The sequence below is a fragment of the Streptomyces sp. CS113 genome (assembly GCF_002188365.1).
GTDB classification, from domain to species: domain Bacteria; phylum Actinomycetota; class Actinomycetes; order Streptomycetales; family Streptomycetaceae; genus Streptomyces; species Streptomyces tendae.
Genome location: NZ_KZ195574.1, coordinates 3994642 through 4011242, shown reverse-complemented (window position 1 = coordinate 4011242; position 16601 = coordinate 3994642). Strand labels below are relative to the sequence as shown.

Genomic DNA, 16601 nt, shown 5'->3' with positions numbered 1-16601 from the left:
CGAGTACGCCGGAGGCTGTGGACAACGTCGCCGCGACCGGCACGCGCAGGGGCCCGGGCGGCGGCCGCGGACGGCTCCCGGAGCGCGGTTGCGAAGGGCCCCGGACAGCGGCTGCGGAGGTGCCCCGGCCAGCGGCTAGAGTCGGCCGCATGACCAAGTGGGAATACGCAACCGTGCCGCTGCTCGTCCATGCCACGAAGCAGATTCTGGACACCTGGGGCGAGGACGGCTGGGAGCTCGTCCAGGTCGTGCCCGGGCCGAACAACCCCGAGCAGCTCGTCGCCTACCTGAAGCGGGAGAAGCAGGCATGAGCGCCGTCGAGGCGAAGCTCGCCGAGCTCGGTCTGACACTGCCCGAGGTCGTTCCGCCGCTGGCCGCCTACCAGCCCGCCGTGCAGTCCGGCCCGTACGTCTACACCTCCGGCCAGCTGCCCATGCTCGGGGGGAAGCTCCCGGTCACCGGCAAGGTCGGCGCCGAGGTCACCCCGGACGAGGCCAAGGAACTGGCCCGCACCTGCGCGCTGAACGCCCTGGCCGCCGTGAAGTCCGTCGCCGGTGACCTCGACCGTGTCGCGCGTGTCGTCAAGGTCGTCGGCTTCGTCGCCTCCGCCGCCGACTTCACCGGCCAGCCGGGTGTGATCAACGGCGCCAGCGAACTCCTCGGCGAGGTCCTGGGCGACAAGGGCGTGCACGCCCGCAGCGCGGTCGGCGTGGCGGTCCTCCCGCTGGACGCGCCGGTGGAGGTCGAGGTCCAAGTGGAGCTGGTCCAGCCGTAGCGGACCGGGCCCCCGTGGCCGTCGGACGGGTTTCCCGCCGTACGCCGACGGAGCGGGGGCGGACGCCGGGTGCGGTACGCGTTCGGCGGACACGGGGTGCGGTACGCGTTCGGCGGACACCGGGTGCGGCGCGCGTTGCCAGGCCGGCAACAAACCTCGCCCCCGCCGCTGCGACCTCGCAGGATCGGTTCCGTACCCCGTACGGGACGGGTGCCGGCCCCGGCCGGCGGTCCCGGCCCGTACCGGGGCCGTACCGACCGTATGCCCCAGGAGGAGCCATGCCGCAGCCGCCCGTGACCGACCCGCAGGCCCACCGACCCGACCAGGCCGCCCACGGGACCGTCCCCGCGTCCGCCGGCCGGCCCGTCCACCGTCTGGTGTCCGCGCCCGCCGGCCGGATCCACCTGGTCGAGCAGGGCAGCGGGCCGCTGGTCCTGCTCGTGCACGGCTTCCCCGAGTCCTGGTACTCCTGGCGCCACCAGCTGCCCGCGCTGGCCGCCGCCGGGTTCCGCGCCGTCGCCGTCGACGTACGCGGCTACGGGCGCTCCTCGCGGCCGGACGCCGTCGAGGCCTACCGGATGCTCGACCTCGTCGCGGACAACGTCGCCGTGGTGGAGGCGCTGGGAGAACGCTCCGCCGTGGTGGTCGGCCACGACTGGGGTTCGAACATCGCCGCCCACTCCGCGCTGCTGCGACCGGACGTCTTCCGCGCGGTGGGCCTGCTGAGCGTGCCGTACACCCCGCCGGGCGGCCCGAAGCCCAGCGAGGTCTTCGCCGGCATGAGCGACCCGGCCGGACCCTTCGCCGGGCAGGAGTTCTACGTCTCCTACTTCCAGGAGCCCGGCCGCGCCGAGGCGGAGATCGAGCCGGACGTCCGCGGCTGGCTCGGCGGCCTCTACGCCGCGCTGTCCGCCGACACCATGCCCGGCCCCGAGGAGCCCGACCCGCACTTCGTCGCCCCCGGCGGCCGGATGCGCGACCGGTTCCCGGCCGCCGGGCGGCTGCCCTCCTGGCTGACCGAGCAGGACCTCGACGTCTACGCCGGGGAGTTCGAGCGGACCGGCCTGACCGGCGCCCTCAATCGCTACCGCAACATGGACCGCGACTGGGCCGACCTGGCCGCCCACGAGGGGGCCCCGATCACCCAGCCGTCGCTGTTCCTCGGCGGCGGCATGGATGCCTCCACGACCTGGCTGTCCGACGCGATCGAGGCGTATCCGGCCACCCTGCCCGGTCTGAGCGCCTCGCACGTCCTCGACGGCTGCGGCCACTGGCTCCAGCAGGAGCGTCCCGAGGAGACCAACCGGCTGCTCATCGAGTGGCTGACCGGCCTGCCCTCCTGACGCCCGCCCGGCCCCGGGGGCCACTCGAACATCCGCCCGTCACCGGATAGCCTCCGGCCATGGCGAATGGTCAGGCGAATGGTCAGTGGTACCCACCGGAGTGGCCGGACCGCATCCGCGCGCTGGCGGCCGGCACCCTCACGCCGGTCACCCCGAAGCGCGCGGCCACCGTCATGCTGCTCAAGGACACCGGCACCGGCCCCACGGAGCCCGGCTCCGGCCCCGTCGTCCACATGCTGCGCCGCCGCACCTCCATGGCGTTCGCCGGGGGCGCGTACGCCTATCCGGGCGGCGGGGTCGACCCGCGCGACGACGACCGCGCCATCGGCTGGGCGGGCCCCACGCGCGCGTGGTGGGCGAACCGGCTCGGCGTTGACGAGGCGGGCGCCCAGGCGATCGTGTGCGCGGCCGTACGGGAGACGTACGAGGAGGCCGGCGTCCTGCTCGCCGGGCCGACCGGGGACTCGGTGGTCGGCGACACGACGGGCGCGGACTGGGAGGCCGACCGGGCCGCCCTGGTCGACCGCGAGCTGTCCTTCGCGGAGTTCCTGGACCGCCGGGGCCTCGTCCTGCGCTCCGACCTGCTGGGCGCCTGGGCGCGCTGGATCACCCCGGAGTTCGAGTCGCGGCGCTACGACACGTGGTTCTTCGTGGCCGCGCTCCCCGAGGGCCAGCGCACCCGCAACGCCTCCACCGAGGCCGACCGCACGGTGTGGATCACGCCGGCGGACGCGGCGGCCGGGTACGACAGGGGCGAGCTGCTGATGATGCCGCCCACCGTCGCGACCCTGCGCGGGCTGGCGGAGTGCGCCACGGCGGCCGAGGCGCTGGCGTCGGCTCCCGGCCGCGACATGACACCGGTACTGGCCCGCGCGCGGCTGTCCGGCGACGAGGTCGTCCTCTCCTGGCCGGGACACGACGAGTTCACCAAGCGCGTCGCGAGCGCGGCGCCGGCGACACCTTCCGACCCGACCGGGGGAGCTCCCGCATGACGGACGCAGCAGCACTGCCCGGACAGCCGCGGGGCGGTGTCCTGTCGGGTCCGGCCACCGCGCGCGCGGTGAACGTCCTCGCGCCCAACGCCTCGGCGATGACCCTGGACGGCACCAACACCTGGATCCTCGCCGAACCCGACTCCGACCTGGCCGTCGTCGTCGACCCGGGTCCGCTGGACGACGCCCACCTGCGGCATGTCGTCGACACGGCCGAGCGGGCCGGCAAGCGGATCGCGCTGACGCTGCTGACGCACGGTCACCCGGACCACGCGGAGGGCGCGGCGCGCTTCGCCGAGCTGACCCGCACGAACGTACGGGCCCTGGACCCGGCGCTGCGGCTGGGCGACGAGGGGCTGGCCGCCGGTGACGTGATCGGGGTCGGCGGTCTGGAGCTGAGGGTCGTGGCGACGCCGGGGCACACGGCGGACTCGCTGTGCTTCCATCTCCCGGCCGACCAGGCGGTCCTGACGGGCGACACCGTCCTGGGCCGCGGTACGACGGTGGTGGCCCACCCCGACGGCCGTCTCGGCGACTACCTGGACTCCCTGCGCAGGCTCAGGTCGCTCACGGCCGACGACGGGGTGCACACGGTGCTCCCGGGCCACGGGCCCGTCCTGGAGGACGCCCAGGGCGCCGTGGAGTACTACCTGGCCCATCGCGCCCACCGCCTCGCCCAGGTCGAGACGGCGGTGGAGGACGGCCACCGCACGCCGGGCGAGGTCGTCGCCCGCGTGTACGCGGACGTCGACCGCTCGCTGTGGCCGGCGGCGGAGCTGTCGGTGCGCGCGCAGCTGGAATACCTGGGCGAGCACGGGATCGTCCAGCTGCCCGAGTAGGAGCCCCGGGCAGACCCCGGGGGGCCGGTACGGGGCGGTGGGTCAGCGGGAGCGCTTGGCCAGCCGCTCCACGTCCAGCAGGATCACCGCGCGGGCCTCCAGCCGGAGCCAGCCGCGCTGGGCGAAGTCCGCCAGTGCCTTGTTGACCGTCTCGCGGGACGCGCCGACCAGCTGGGCCAGCTCCTCCTGCGTCAGGTCGTGCACCACGTGGATGCCCTCCTCCGACTGCACGCCGAAGCGGCGGGAGAGGTCCAGCAGGGCGCGGGCGACGCGGCCGGGGACGTCCGAGAAGACCAGGTCGGACATGGCGTCGTTGGTCTTGCGCAGGCGGCGCGCGACGGCGCGCAGCAGCGCGGTGGCCACCTCGGGGCGGACGTTCAGCCAGGGCTGGAGGTCGCCGTGGCCGAGGGCGAGCAGCTTGACCTCGGTCAGCGCGGTGCCGGTCGCCGTGCGCGGGCCCGGGTCGAAGAGCGACAGCTCACCGATCAGCTCGCTGGGGCCGACGACGGCCAGCATGTTCTCGCGCCCGTCGGGGGACGTGCGGTGGAGCTTGACCTTGCCTTCCGTGACCACGTAGAGGCGGTCTCCGGGGTCCCCCTCGTGGAACAGGGTGTCGCCGCGGGCGAGGGTCACCTCACTCATGGAGGCGCGGAGCTCCGCGGATTGCTCGTCGTCGAGCGCCGCGAAGAGCGGGTTGCGCCGCAGAACGTCGTCCACGAGTTCTCTCCTTGTCGACCGGCTCAGAGGATCTTGTTCCCCCGGTGTACCAGGGGTCCGTGGTGCCCATTTTGCCGGACAGTCCAAACAGTGTGATCTGTCACAAGGATGCCGCACTGATGTCCCGGGGTACGCGGCAGGGGTCCAATTGGACGCCGATCTTCGAGGTCCGGGGCGGATGTCGGTGCCGGGTCGTAGGCTGGCCGGGTGTCCAAATCGCCGGTGAGAGCACAGGCCTGGGGGGCTGCGCGGGTGAGTGTACGTCGCGATTCCGCTGTGGGCGAACAGGGTCCCGATGGCGGTAGGAAAACGGCGAAAGCGACAAAGAAGGCAGCGCCTGCCAAGAGGGTGACTGCGGAGAAGGGTGCCGTGAAGAAGACCGCCGCGAGCAAGAAGTCGGCCACGGCCGACAAGACCTCCGCGCCTGAGAAGGCTCCCGCGGCGAAGAAGTCCGCTGCGCCGGAGAAGGTCCCAGCGGCGAAGAAGTCCGCTGCGCCGGAGAAGGTCCCAGCGGCGAAGAAGTCCGCCGCGCCCGAGAAGTCCGCCGCGGCCAAGAAGTCCGCCGCGGTCAAGAAGGCTCCCGCCAAGAAGGCCCAAGCGGCCAAGAAGGCTCCCGCCCTGAAGAGGCAGGCGCCCGCCAAGAAGCCGGCCGTCGCCCCGAAGAAGGCCACCGCCGCCGTCAAGGGCGTCGCCCCCGCGAAGACCGTCGCCCCGAAGCCGCCGCGCGGCGAGTCGCGCACCGCGCTGGTCCGCCGCGCCCGCCGTATCGACCGCGAGCTGGCCGAGGTCTACCCGTACGCCCACCCGGAGCTGGACTTCGAGAACCCGTTCCAGCTGGTCGTGGCCACGGTGCTGTCCGCCCAGACCACCGACCTGCGCGTCAATCAGACGACGCCCGCCCTGTTCGCCAAGTACCCCACCCCCGAGGACCTGGCCGCCGCCGTCCCCGAGGAGGTCGAGGAGATCCTGCGCCCGACCGGCTTCTTCCGGGCCAAGACCAGGTCGGTCATAGGGCTCTCCAAGGCCCTGACGGAGGACTTCGGCGGCGAGGTCCCCGGACGCCTCGAAGACCTCGTCAAGCTGCCCGGCGTCGGCCGCAAGACCGCCTTCGTCGTGCTCGGCAACGCGTTCGGCCGCCCCGGCATCACCGTGGACACGCACTTCCAGCGCCTGGTGCGCCGCTGGCGGTGGACCGAGGAGACCGACCCGGACAAGATCGAGGCCGCCGTCGGCGCGCTCTTCCCGAAGAGCGACTGGACCGACCTCTCCCACCACGTGATCTGGCACGGCCGGCGCATCTGCCACGCCCGCAAGCCCGCCTGCGGCGCCTGCCCCATCGCCCCGCTGTGCCCGGCGTACGGCGAGGGCGAGACGGACCCGGAGAAGGCGAAGAAGCTGCTGAAGTACGAGAAGGGCGGCTTCCCGGGCCAGCGGCTGAAGCCCCCGCAGGCGTACCTGGACGCGGGCGGCAAGCCGGCCCTGCCGCTGGGGGCCGGGTGACGGAACGATCTCGGGGGCGTCGGGCGTTGGAGTCGGCAGGACGGGGGTGGAGATGACACGGGCGAGCGACACGCAGGGTCCCGCCAGGGACCGCACGCGGGACGGCGCGGTCCTCAGCAAGGAGGGCCTGCCCGGCTGGCTGGACCCGGTGGTGCGGGCCGTCGAGACGGTCCGGCCCACCCAGCTGAGCCGCTTCCTGCCGCCGGCCGACGGCGCCGGCCGCCAGTCCGCCGTCCTGATCCTCTTCGGTGACGGCACCCGCGAGGGCGGCGAGGAGGCGGGCCGCGGCCCGGAGCTGCTGCTCATGGAGCGCGCCGGTTCCCTGCGCTCCCACCCCGGCCAGCCCGCCTTTCCGGGCGGTGCCCTCGACCCCGAGGACGGTGACCCGCGCGGTGACGGTCCGCTGCGGGCCGCCCTGCGGGAGGCCGAGGAGGAGACCGGGCTCGACCCGGCGGGCGTCCAGCTCTTCGGCGTCCTGCCCAAGCTGTACATCCCGGTGAGCGGGTTCGTCGTCACCCCGGTGCTGGGCTGGTGGCGCGAGCCCTCCCCGGTCGGTGTCGTCGATCCGGCCGAGACCGCGCGCGTCTTCACGGTCCCCGTGGCGGATCTCACGGACCCGGCCAACCGGGTGACGACCCTTCACCCCAGTGGTCACCGGGGCCCGGCATTCCTGGTCGAATCGGCACTCGTCTGGGGCTTCACCGCCGGCATCATCGACCGGTTGCTGCACTTCGCGGGCTGGGAGCGGCCCTGGGACCCGGACAAGCAGGTCCCGCTGGACTGGCGCGCATGACAGGGTGGCCTGCGTACCGCAGACGACAAGGCGAGGCCTGAATCAGTGAACGTGCTGGACATCCTGTTGCTGCTGGCCGCCGTCTGGTTCGCGATCGTCGGCTTCCGGCAGGGCTTCGTCGTCGGCATCCTGTCGGTGATCGGCTTCCTCGGCGGCGGTCTCGTCGCCGTCTACCTGCTGCCGGTGATCTGGGACGCCCTGACGGACAACGCTGAGGTGAGCACGACCGCCGCCGTCGTCGCGGTCGTCGTCGTCATCGTGTGCGCCTCCGTCGGCCAGGCCCTGACGACCCATCTGGGCAACAAGCTGCGCCGCTACATCACGTGGTCCCCGGCCCGTGCCCTGGACGCCACCGGGGGCGCCCTGGTCAACGTCGTCGCCATGCTGCTGGTCGCCTGGCTGCTGGGCTCCGCCCTCGCGCGGACCACGATGCCGACGGTCGGCAAGGAGGTGCGGCAGTCCACGCTGCTGGCCGGGGTGCAGGAAGTGCTGCCGGCGGGGGCCGACAGCTGGTTCGACAGCTTCACCTCGGTCCTCGCGGAGAACGGCTTCCCGCAGGTCTTCAGCCCCTTCGCCGACGAGTCGATCCCTCCGGTGCAGGCGCCCGACCCGGCGCTGGCGGGCAGCCCGGTCGCCGTCAAGGCCAAGCGCTCCATCGTCAAGGTCATGGGGACCGCACCGGACTGCGGCAAGGTCCTGGAAGGCACCGGTTTCGTCTTCTCCGACCGCCGCGTCATGACCAACGCCCACGTCGTGGGCGGCGTCGACGAGCCCACGGTGCAGATAGGCGGCGAGGGCCGGAAGTACGACGCGACGGTCGTCCTCTACGACTGGCGGCGCGACATCGCCGTACTGGACGTACCGGAACTGGACGCGCCCGCGCTGCGGTTCACCGACGAGGACGAGGACGCGCAGCGCGACGACGGCGCGATCGTCGCGGGCTTCCCGGAGAACGGGGCGTACGACGTCCGGGCCGCGCGGGTGCGCGGGCGCATCACGGCCAACGGACCGGACATCTACCACCGGGACACCGTCCGCCGGGACGTCTACTCGCTGTACGCGACCGTCCGTCAGGGAAACTCGGGCGGCCCGCTGCTGACGCCGGAGGGCGAGGTGTACGGCGTGGTCTTCGCCAAGTCCCTGGACGACCCCGACACCGGTTACGCGCTCACCGCGGACGAGATCCGCGAGGACATCAGCAAGGGCCGCACCGCCGGCCAGCAGGTGGACAGCGACAGCTGCGCGCTCTGAACCTGCGTACGCCTCAGGTCCGTGGATGGCGCAGGCGTACGGAGACCCAGCGGGCCCGGCGGCGCAGGATGCGCGGAATGCCCACCCGTGGGTCCGCACCCGCGAGTTGCGGGGTGCCGCCGCGTCGGTGGGTACTGCTCACGCCGCTCGTGGAGCGGCCGTCGCGTGCTACGTCACTGTAGTCGTGCGTCCAGCCCATACCCGGACGTGTGCCCCCGCCCCAAGGTCGATAACCGTGCCCGGGGCGCCCAATTGGCCTATGCGCCGGGCAAGTGGCCGTTCATAGGACAAGCGTTCCGGTTCGGATACCGGGCGCGTCCGTTCGGTGACCGATCGCTTACCAAACCCTCACCGATCGGGTTCGGGATCCTTCAGCCAGTTGATCAGTTCGGTCGAGAAGGCGACCGGGTCCTCTTCGTGCGGGAAGTGCCCGAGCCCGTCGAACAGCCGCCAGCGGTACGGCGCTTCGACGTACTGCCCGGACCCGGCGGCGCTCCGCGTGCGCATCACGGGGTCGAGGGAGCCGTGCAGGTGCAGGGTCGGCACGCGCACCGGACGCTTCATCCGGCGGTAGAACTGGATGCCGTCCGGACGGGCCAGGGAGCGCACCAGCCAGCGGTACGGCTCGACCGAGCAGTGCGCCGTGGAGGGGATGCACATGGCGCGCCGGTACGCCGTCACCGCCTCGTCGTCCAGGAGTCGCGGCCCGGACCAGTCGTGCAGCAGCCGGCCGACCAGCGCGCCGTCGTCCGCGGTCAGTTGACGCTCCGGCACCCAGGGGCGCTGGAAGCCCCAGATGTAGGAGCCCGCCCGGCTCTGGCGGACGTCCCCGAGCATGGCCGAGCGCCAGCGCCGGGGGTGCGGCATCGAGGAGACCGCGAGCCGCCGTACGAGCTTGGGCCGCATCGCGGCGGCCGTCCAGGCCAGGTAGCCGCCGAGGTCGTGGCCGACCAGCGCGGCGTCCGGCTCGCCGAGGGAGCGGACCACCCCGGTGATGTCGAGGGCGAGGCCCGCGGGGTCGTAGCCGCGCGGGGTGCGGTCGCTGCCGCCTACGCCGCGCAGGTCCATGGCGACCGCGCGGAAACCGGCGTCGGCGAGCGCCACCAGCTGGTGCCGCCAGGTCCACCAGAACTGCGGGAAGCCGTGCAGCAGCAGCACCAGCGGCCCGTCGCCCAGCTCGGCGATGTGGAAGCGGGCACCGTTGGCCGCGACGTCCCGGTGGGTCACCTCGGGGCCGCCCGGGATACCGAGACGTACGACCGAGGTGGGGTGGGGGTGCTGCGGCGAGGGGGAGTGCCCCGAAGGGGTGGTGGAGCCCGTCATGAGGTCGAGCGTGCCACAGCCTCGATCGCTTCGGGGGACCGGTCCGCGGGCAGTTCCGGGCGCGGGTGCGGCTTGGCGTTCTGCAACACGCCCGCGGACTGCTTCACCGAGGCGGCGACCTTCTGGGGGCCGCGGCCCTTCTTGGCCTTCTTCGCGAAGACGATGCCGATCAGCGCGAGGAGGCCCGCGACCAGCACGTTCGCGGCGAAGGACAGCAGGAAGCAGACGGCCATGTTCCAGCCGCTCCAGGTCCGGATGCCGTAGGCCAGCGCGAAGCTCAGCATCGGCAGCGAGAAGAGCAGGAGCAGGCCCGCGGCGGAGAACGCGCCGCCGCTCGTCGCGCCGCGCTTGACGTCCTGCTTCAGCTGCGCCTTCGCCAGCGCGATCTCGTCGTGCACGAGCGCCGACATTTCGGTGGTCGCCGAGGCGAACAGCTGGCCGATGCTGCGTTCGGTGCCGACCGGGCTGCCGTCGGGTGCGCTCATCGCGGTCTCCCTCTTCTGCTGGCTCATCTGAGTACGGTTCCGTCTTTTGTACCGTCTCGTCAGATCATGCCGGACGGTCGTCCTCATCGCCTGCCCCGCCCTTCACTTCGGCAAGCCGTGCCGACTCCATCTCCTCGGCGATCCGGCGGTGCTCGGCGGCCTTCCTCTCGTAGACGGCGGCCACCCGCAGGTGGTAGGCGGGGTCGTCCTCCTCGTAGATGTCCGGCACACCGCTGAGGTCGTCGTCGCGCTCCTCCTCGGCGACCATCCCCCGGTACTTCGCGTTCCGTATCTTCAGCAGTACCGTCGCCAAGGCCGCCGCGACGAGCGAGCCGGTCAGTACGGCGGCCTTGACCTCGTCGGTCATCGCCGCGTCGCCCTCGAAGGCCAGCTCACCGATGAGCAGCGAGACGGTGAACCCGATGCCGGCCAGCGTCGCCACCGCGAACACGTCCGCCCACTGCAAGTCGTCGCTGAGCGAGGCCCTGGTGAAGCGCGAGGTCAGCCAGGTGCCGCCGAAGATGCCCAGCGTCTTGCCGACGACGAGCCCGAGCACGACACCGAGGGTCTCCGGCTTGGTGAAGACGTCCGCCAGCGCCCCGCCGGAGATGGCCACCCCGGCGCTGAACAGCGCGAACAGCGGAACGGCCAGGCCCGCCGACAGCGGGCGCACCAGGTGCTCGATGCGCTCGCCGGGGGAGTGCTCCTCGCCCTCGCGCCGGTGGCAGCGCAGCATCAGGCCCATGGCGACGCCGGCGATGGTGGCGTGGACGCCGCTGTTGTACATCAGGGCCCAGATCACCAGGCCGAGCGGGACGTACACGTACCAGCCGCGCACGCCCTTGCGCAGCAGCAGCCAGAAGACGACGAGTCCGACGGCCGCGCCGCCCAGGGCGGCGAAGTTCAGGGTGTCGGTGAAGAAGACCGCGATGATCAGGATGGCGAACAGGTCGTCGACGACGGCGAGCGTCAGCAGGAAGGCGCGCAGGGCGCTCGGCAGCGACGTGCCGATGACGGCGAGCACGGCCAGCGCGAAGGCGATGTCTGTGGCGGTCGGCACCGCCCAGCCGGCCAGGGAGCCGCCGCCCGCGATGTTGGTGACGGTGTAGACGACCGCCGGTGCGACCATGCCGCACAGCGCCGCCACCACCGGGAGCGCGGCGGCCTTGGGGTCCTTCAGGTCACCGGCGACGAGTTCGCGTTTGAGTTCGATGCCGGCGACGAAGAAGAAGATCGCGAGGAGTCCGTCGGCGGCCCAGTGCGCGACCGAGAGATCGAGACCGAGCGCCGCGGGGCCGAAGTGGAAGTGGCTGACGCTCTCGTAGCTGTCGTGCAGCGCCGGAATGTTCGCCCACACCAGGGCGGCGATCGCGGCGACGAGCAGCAGGACGCCGCCGACCGTCTCGGTGCGCAGCGCGTCCGCGAGGTAGGTGCGCTCCGGGAGGGAGAGCCGCCCGAAGGCCTTGCGGGGGGTGCGGGGCGCGGTCACGAGGAAAACCTCCGGTGGGTGGGCAGCACGGAACACATGCCGACCAGACTTCCCGGCGCACCATGAAGATCTTGATGAAACTCGTACGTCCGTCCACCTTACCCGGGCCCCGGGCGCCGCACAGGGCGAGGGCACCCGGCGCGCGTCCGGCGCCGGGTGCCCTCGGTGTGCTTGTCGCTCTCGGTGCCCGCGGGCTCAGTCCTCGCTGGGCGCGGCCGGGAGCTTGGTCTGGATGAGGTCCATGACGGTCGAGTCCGTGAGGGTCGTGACGTCCCCGAGCTGGCGGTTCTCCGCGACGTCGCGCAGCAGGCGCCGCATGATCTTGCCGGACCGGGTCTTCGGCAGCTCCGCCACCGGCAGGACCCGCTTGGGCTTGGCGATCGGGCCGAGGGTGGCACCGACGTGGTTGCGCAGCTCGGTGACCAGGTCCTCGCTCTCCGCGGCCGTGCCGCGCAGGATCACGAAGGCGACGATGGCCTGACCGGTGGTCTCGTCCGCCGCGCCGACCACGGCCGCCTCGGCGACCGACGGGTGGGAGACGAGCGCGGACTCGACCTCGGTGGTGGAGATGTTGTGGCCGGAGACGAGCATCACGTCGTCGACGCGGCCCAGCAGCCAGATGTCGCCGTCGTCGTCCTTCTTGGCGCCGTCGCCGGCGAAGTACTTGCCCTCGAAGCGCGACCAGTACGTGTCGATGAACCGCTGGTCGTCGCCCCAGATGGTGCGCAGCATCGACGGCCACGGCTCGGTGAGGACCAGGTATCCGCCGCCGCCGTTGGGCACCTCGTTGGCCTCGTCGTCGACGACGGTGGCCGCGATGCCGGGCAGCGGGCGCTGCGCGGAGCCCGGCTTGGCCTCCGTGACGCCCGGCAGCGGCGTGATCATCATCGAGCCGGTCTCGGTCTGCCACCAGGTGTCGACGACCGGGGTCGCGTCCGCGCCGATGTTCTTGCGGTACCAGATCCACGCCTCGGGGTTGATCGGCTCGCCGACCGAGCCGAGGACGCGCAGGGAGGACAGGTCGAACTTGGCGGGGATGTCGTCGCCCCACTTCATGAACGTCCGGATCGCCGTGGGCGCGGTGTAGAGGATGGAGACCTTGTACTTCTGCACGATCTCCCAGAACCGGCCCTGGTGCGGGGTGTCCGGGGTGCCCTCGTACATGACCTGGGTGGCGCCGTTGGCGAGCGGGCCGTAGACGATGTAGGAGTGCCCGGTGACCCAGCCGACGTCGGCGGTGCACCAGAAGACGTCGGTCTCCGGCTTGAGGTCGAAGACGGCCCAGTGCGTGTACGCCGTCTGCGTGAGGTAGCCGCCGGAGGTGTGCAGGATGCCCTTGGGCTTACCCGTCGTGCCGGACGTGTACAGGATGAACAGCGGGTGCTCGGCGTCGAACGCCTCGGGGGTGTGCTCGGCGGACTGCCGGTCGACGGCCTCGTGCCACCACTTGTCGCGGGAGTCGTCCCAGGCGACGTCCTGGCCGGTGCGGCGGACGACGAGCACGTGCTCGACGATTCCGGCGCGCTCCACGGCCTCGTCGACGGCCGGCTTGAGCGCGGACGGCTTGCCGCGCCGGTAGCCGCCGTCGGCGGTGATGACGACGCGGGCGTCGGCGTCCTGGATGCGGGTCGCGAGGGCGTCCGAGGAGAAGCCGCCGAAGACGACCGAGTGCGCCGCGCCGATGCGGGCGCAGGCCAGCATCGCGACCGCGGTCTCGGGGATCATCGGCATGTAGATGGCGACCCGGTCGCCCTTCTGCACGCCCAGTTCCAGCAGGGCGTTGGCGGCCTTGGAGACCTCGTCCTTGAGCTGCGCGTAGGTGAGGGCGCGGCTGTCGCCGGGCTCGCCCTCGAAGTGGATGGCGACGCGGTCGCCGTGGCCGGCCTCCACGTGCCGGTCCACGCAGTTGTAGGCGACGTTCAGCGTGCCGTCCTTGAACCACTTGGCGAACGGCGGGTTCGACCAGTCGAGCGTCTCGGTCGGCTCCTTCGCCCAGGTCAGCCGGCGGGCCTGCTCGGCCCAGAAGCCGAGCCTGTCAGCCTTGGCCTGTTCGTACGCCTCCGCCGTGACGTTGGCGTTCGCGGCCAGGTCGGCGGGGGGTGCGAACCTGCGTTCTTCCTTGAGCAGGTTGGCCAAGGATTCGTTGCTCACGACATCTCCCTTTCTCAGGGTTGTCCGTTGTGTCCCAGGCCACAGCTCATCAGACCCGGGGGGCCGATGACAAGGGTCGACGGGCAAATGGTTTAGACCTGTTCTGGTCGTCGCCGGCCTCGTGACTCCTTCGTGGTCCGTGGTCACCCGTACCCACGGAAGCCGACGACGCGGGGTTCAGCGTGTGTAACGCCTCTCACACGCCGGCCCGCGCCGCGGCTCTCCCGGACCACCCCGGTCTCACGGGAGGTCAGGCGGTTCAGACCGTCAGGTTCGTCTCCCGGACCAGCTCGAACACGCCGCCGTCCGTGTCCTCGGACAGCAGGTACGACTGGGCCTCGCCCACGTGGAAGTACATGCCCTGTAGCTCCAGGTCCCCGGCGCCCAGCGCGCGGGCCACCGACTCGTGGGCGCGCAGGTGCTCCAGCTGCTGGACCACGTTGGCCAGGCACAGTCGCTCGGCGGCGTCGGCGGGTGCGCGCCCGGCCAGCCGGGGCCGTTCGCGGCCGTCCTCGGCCGCGTCCGCGGGCACGCGCTCCAGGCTGGGCAGCCCGTGCCGCAGCCACCGCTGGAGCGGTGTGTGCGCGCCCCCCGGGTCGGCGCCGAGCAGCGCCTGCATCGCCCCGCATCCGGAGTGTCCGCACACCGTGATGGACCGCACCTTCAGGATGTCCACGGCGTACTCGATCGCAGCGGCCACCGAGTCGTCGCCGCTCTCCTCGCCGGGCAGGGGCACGAGATTGCCGACGTTGCGTACGACGAAGAGGTCGCCGGGGCCGCTGGAGGTGATCATCGACGTCACCACCCGCGAGTCGGCGCAGGTCAGGAAGAGCTGGGAGGGCTGCTGCCCCTCGCGGGCCAGCCTGGCCAGTTCGCGGCGCATCAGCGGGGTGGTGTTGCGGTGGAAGGCGCTGATGCCACGGGCGAGTTCGTGTCCGGGGGGTTGGCCGGTCGCACCGGTCGCACCGGGTGCGCCGTACGGGTCGGCAACACCGGATTCACCGGTTCCGCCGGATCCGCCGGACGGGTTCGGGCCGGTCGTGGTGGCGCGGGACTTCCCGGTGGGCTCCCCGGCGGCGGCCTGTCCGTCCGTGCCGGACGCGGGTGCCTTCGAGGGGCGTTCGCACTGGTGGTTGCGCCAGGGGGTCCAGGGCCGGCAGCGGCAGCCGTCCACCTCCGCCGGTTCGGAGATGCGGGTGCCGGGCCGTCGGCCGGTGATGTCGACGGAGCCGCCCTGGGCGGTGTGCGTCTTCTGCCAGTCCTGGAGCGTCTCGTACGCCGCGTGGTCCATGAAGGACCCGTCCAGCTCCACGACGGCGTCCGCCCCGTGCGGCACCTGGTGCAGGACCCGGCTGAGCCGCGGCACGGCGAGGAACGTCAACTGCCCCCGCACGTGGACGTGGTGCACTCCCTCGATGTCGTCGTGGGTGATCCGGGTGCGGGTGAGACGGTGCAGGGCGACGCCGACGGCGACGGCGATGCCCAGCGCGACGCCCTCCAGGACGCCGAGGAACACCACGCCGCAGGTGGTGACCGCGTAGACCAGCACCTCACGGTGGCGGGTCACCGTACGAATGTGGTTCAGCGACACCATCTTGAGGCCGACGGCCATGACCAGGGCGGCGAGCGAGGCGAGCGGGATGAGCTCCAGGGCCGGGACCATCAGCAGTGCGGCGATCACTACGAGAACGCCGTGCAGCATCGTGGAGTTCCGGCTGACGGCACCCGCCGCCACGTTCGCGGAACTGCGCACGGCCACACCGGCGATGGGCAGCCCGCCGAGCGACCCGGAGACGATGTTGGCGGCGCCCTGACCGAGCAGCTCCCGGTCGAGGTCGGAGCGCTTGACGCGGCCGGTCAGCGCGGGCCGGGCGGCGACCAGTTTGTCCACGGCGACCGCGCCGAGCAGGGACTGCACGCTGCACACGAGTGTGGTGGTGAGGACGGCGGCGACGAGACCGAGTACGGGCCCGTCGGGCAGCGAGGCCAGGGCGTGGCTGCTCCAGGACGGCAGGTCGACCTTGGGCAGCCGGAGCCCGGTGAGGGCGGCGACGGCGGTGGCGCCGCCGACGGCGATCAGGGCCGCGGGCAGCTTGCCCAGGACGTCCCCGGCCCGGCCGGGGAGGCGGGGCCACAGCAGCAGGAGGGTCAGCGTCAGCACGCTCACGGCCACGTCGGCGGGGTGGAGGTTCGCCAACTGGGCGGGCAGCGCGACCAGGTTGTCGGGCACGGAGCTCTGCGGGGTGCCGCCGAGGACGATGTGCAGCTGGGCGACGGCGATGGTGACGCCGATGCCGGCGAGCATGCCGTGCACGATGGCGGGGCTCACGGCGAGCGCCGTGCGCGCCACGCGCAGGCAGCCGAGCCCCAGTTGGGCGATCCCGGCGAGAACGGTGATGGCGCAGGTCGTCCGCCATCCGTACTGCTGGATGAGGTCGGCGGTGACCACGGTGAGTCCGGCGGCGGGGCCGCTGACCTGGAGCGGGCAACCCCCGATGCGTCCGGCGACGATCCCGCCGACCGCGGCGGCGACGAGGCCGGCCTGGAGGGGGGCGCCGGTGGCGAGGGCGATGCCCAGGGAGAGCGGCAGGGCGATCAGGAAGACCGCGATCGCGGCCGAGACGTCGGCGCCCGCGACGCGGAAGCGCCGGGGGCCGCCGGGCGGCGGGCTGTGGGGTGGATGGACGTGCTTGGTCCGGGCCGAATCGGCGCGGGCGGGGACGCAGGCTGACATGTTCCCGTCTCCTGAGGATCCGTCGATTACAGCGAGTAAATAGAGAGTAATTCAGAGTAAAGAAGAGGCATAGGTTTTTAGCGCGAATGGAGTAATGCCCGGCGTATTCGAGTGAACGAGGCATTTCATCGGCTTGTCGTACTAATTCCTTCTCATTTCCGTGTCACCTTGACGGCGCTGACGGCACGGCCCGGCTCAGCACCCGACAT

15 protein-coding genes are annotated in these 16601 nt (G+C 72.2%); 8 read left to right on the top strand and 7 right to left on the bottom strand.

The genetic code is table 11. From position 1 onward, the window contains the following. Positions 1 to 149: 149 nt before the first annotated feature. The 5 genes from B9W62_RS17655 (at position 150) to B9W62_RS17635 (ending at position 3949) form a co-directional block, all read left to right on the top strand. A complete protein-coding gene (locus B9W62_RS17655; protein ID WP_003975360.1) occupies positions 150 to 311 on the top strand; it encodes a Sp36 family protein in 162 nt (53 codons plus the stop codon). Next, complete coding sequence (locus tag B9W62_RS17650) at positions 308 to 775, top strand: RidA family protein (protein WP_059301710.1); 468 nt, start codon at positions 308 to 310, stop codon at positions 773 to 775. The genes B9W62_RS17655 and B9W62_RS17650 overlap by 4 nt, the downstream gene beginning before the upstream one ends. A 278-nt stretch (positions 776 to 1053) precedes the next feature. Then, a complete protein-coding gene (locus B9W62_RS17645; RefSeq protein ID WP_087808050.1) occupies positions 1054 to 2118 on the top strand; it encodes an alpha/beta fold hydrolase in 1065 nt (354 codons plus the stop codon). Positions 2119 to 2177: 59 nt separating this feature from the next. Then, positions 2178 to 3110 carry an NUDIX hydrolase gene (locus tag B9W62_RS17640; RefSeq protein WP_087808049.1) on the top strand — a complete coding sequence of 311 codons (933 nt, stop codon included), beginning with the start codon at positions 2178 to 2180 and terminating at the stop codon, positions 3108 to 3110. Next, positions 3107 to 3949 (top strand): MBL fold metallo-hydrolase, encoded by an 843-nt coding sequence (locus B9W62_RS17635; RefSeq protein WP_087808048.1) that lies wholly within the window; start codon positions 3107 to 3109, stop codon positions 3947 to 3949. Before B9W62_RS17640 ends, B9W62_RS17635 begins: the two co-directional genes overlap by 4 nt. Positions 3950 to 3991: 42 nt before the next feature. Here B9W62_RS17635 and B9W62_RS17630 read toward each other — a convergent pair whose 3' ends face one another. Next, entirely contained in the window at positions 3992 to 4666 is a 675-nt protein-coding gene (locus B9W62_RS17630) for a Crp/Fnr family transcriptional regulator (protein WP_003975365.1), read from the bottom strand. Positions 4667 to 5035: 369 nt separating this feature from the next. On the opposite strand from B9W62_RS17630, the gene nth reads away from it, so the two are divergent. The 3 genes from nth to B9W62_RS17610 are packed head-to-tail and all read left to right on the top strand — an operon-like array spanning position 5036 to position 8210. Further along, complete coding sequence (gene nth, locus B9W62_RS17620) at positions 5036 to 6166, top strand: endonuclease III (RefSeq protein ID WP_179235538.1); 1131 nt, start codon at positions 5036 to 5038, stop codon at positions 6164 to 6166. Between the two features lie 52 nt (positions 6167 to 6218). Next, positions 6219 to 6959 (top strand): NUDIX hydrolase, encoded by a 741-nt coding sequence (locus B9W62_RS17615; protein WP_087811960.1) that lies wholly within the window; start codon positions 6219 to 6221, stop codon positions 6957 to 6959. A gap of 45 nt (positions 6960 to 7004) precedes the next feature. Next, the gene (locus B9W62_RS17610) at positions 7005 to 8210 is read left to right on the top strand and encodes a MarP family serine protease (protein ID WP_087808047.1); all 1206 of its coding nucleotides are present in this window, start codon (positions 7005 to 7007) and stop codon (positions 8208 to 8210) included. A 13-nt stretch (positions 8211 to 8223) separates the two neighbouring features. Here B9W62_RS17610 and B9W62_RS40735 read toward each other — a convergent pair whose 3' ends face one another. The 6 genes from B9W62_RS40735 to B9W62_RS17580 form a co-directional block, all read right to left on the bottom strand. Continuing rightward, the gene (locus B9W62_RS40735; RefSeq protein ID WP_087808046.1) at positions 8224 to 8409 is read right to left on the bottom strand and encodes a hypothetical protein; all 186 of its coding nucleotides are present in this window, start codon (positions 8407 to 8409) and stop codon (positions 8224 to 8226) included. A gap of 149 nt (positions 8410 to 8558) precedes the next feature. Further along, positions 8559 to 9533, bottom strand: a complete 975-nt coding sequence (locus B9W62_RS17600; protein ID WP_087808045.1) for an alpha/beta fold hydrolase — start codon at positions 9531 to 9533, stop codon at positions 8559 to 8561. Continuing rightward, positions 9530 to 10018, bottom strand: coding sequence for a phage holin family protein (locus B9W62_RS17595; RefSeq protein WP_087811959.1), 489 nt, complete (start codon positions 10016 to 10018; stop codon positions 9530 to 9532). The genes B9W62_RS17600 and B9W62_RS17595 overlap by 4 nt, the downstream gene beginning before the upstream one ends. A gap of 64 nt (positions 10019 to 10082) precedes the next feature. Then, entirely contained in the window at positions 10083 to 11507 is a 1425-nt protein-coding gene (gene nhaA / locus B9W62_RS17590) for a Na+/H+ antiporter NhaA (protein ID WP_087808044.1), read from the bottom strand. Between the two features lie 195 nt (positions 11508 to 11702). Continuing rightward, positions 11703 to 13658, bottom strand: coding sequence for an acetate--CoA ligase (gene acs, locus B9W62_RS17585; RefSeq protein ID WP_087808043.1), 1956 nt, complete (start codon positions 13656 to 13658; stop codon positions 11703 to 11705). 259 nt (positions 13659 to 13917) lie between these two features. Next, positions 13918 to 16392, bottom strand: coding sequence for a SulP family inorganic anion transporter (locus B9W62_RS17580; protein ID WP_087808042.1), 2475 nt, complete (start codon positions 16390 to 16392; stop codon positions 13918 to 13920). Between the last annotated feature and the right edge of the window lie 209 nt (positions 16393 to 16601).

Excerpts from the sequence above, each read along its gene's own strand:
- B9W62_RS17655 (WP_003975360.1), top strand. The coding sequence starts at position 150 with ATGACCAAGTGGGAATACGCAACCGTGCCGCTGCTCGTCCATGCCACG.
- B9W62_RS17650 (WP_059301710.1), top strand. The coding sequence starts at position 308 with ATGAGCGCCGTCGAGGCGAAGCTCGCCGAGCTCGGTCTGACACTGCCC.
- B9W62_RS17645 (WP_087808050.1), top strand. The coding sequence starts at position 1,054 with ATGCCGCAGCCGCCCGTGACCGACCCGCAGGCCCACCGACCCGACCAG.
- B9W62_RS17640 (WP_087808049.1), top strand. The coding sequence starts at position 2,178 with ATGGCGAATGGTCAGGCGAATGGTCAGTGGTACCCACCGGAGTGGCCG.
- B9W62_RS17635 (WP_087808048.1), top strand. The coding sequence starts at position 3,107 with ATGACGGACGCAGCAGCACTGCCCGGACAGCCGCGGGGCGGTGTCCTG.
- B9W62_RS17615 (WP_087811960.1), top strand. The coding sequence starts at position 6,219 with ATGACACGGGCGAGCGACACGCAGGGTCCCGCCAGGGACCGCACGCGG.
- B9W62_RS40735 (WP_087808046.1), bottom strand. The coding sequence starts at position 8,409 with ATGGGCTGGACGCACGACTACAGTGACGTAGCACGCGACGGCCGCTCC.
- B9W62_RS17600 (WP_087808045.1), bottom strand. The coding sequence starts at position 9,533 with ATGACGGGCTCCACCACCCCTTCGGGGCACTCCCCCTCGCCGCAGCAC.
- B9W62_RS17595 (WP_087811959.1), bottom strand. The coding sequence starts at position 10,018 with ATGAGCGCACCCGACGGCAGCCCGGTCGGCACCGAACGCAGCATCGGC.
- B9W62_RS17580 (WP_087808042.1), bottom strand. The coding sequence starts at position 16,392 with ATGTCAGCCTGCGTCCCCGCCCGCGCCGATTCGGCCCGGACCAAGCAC.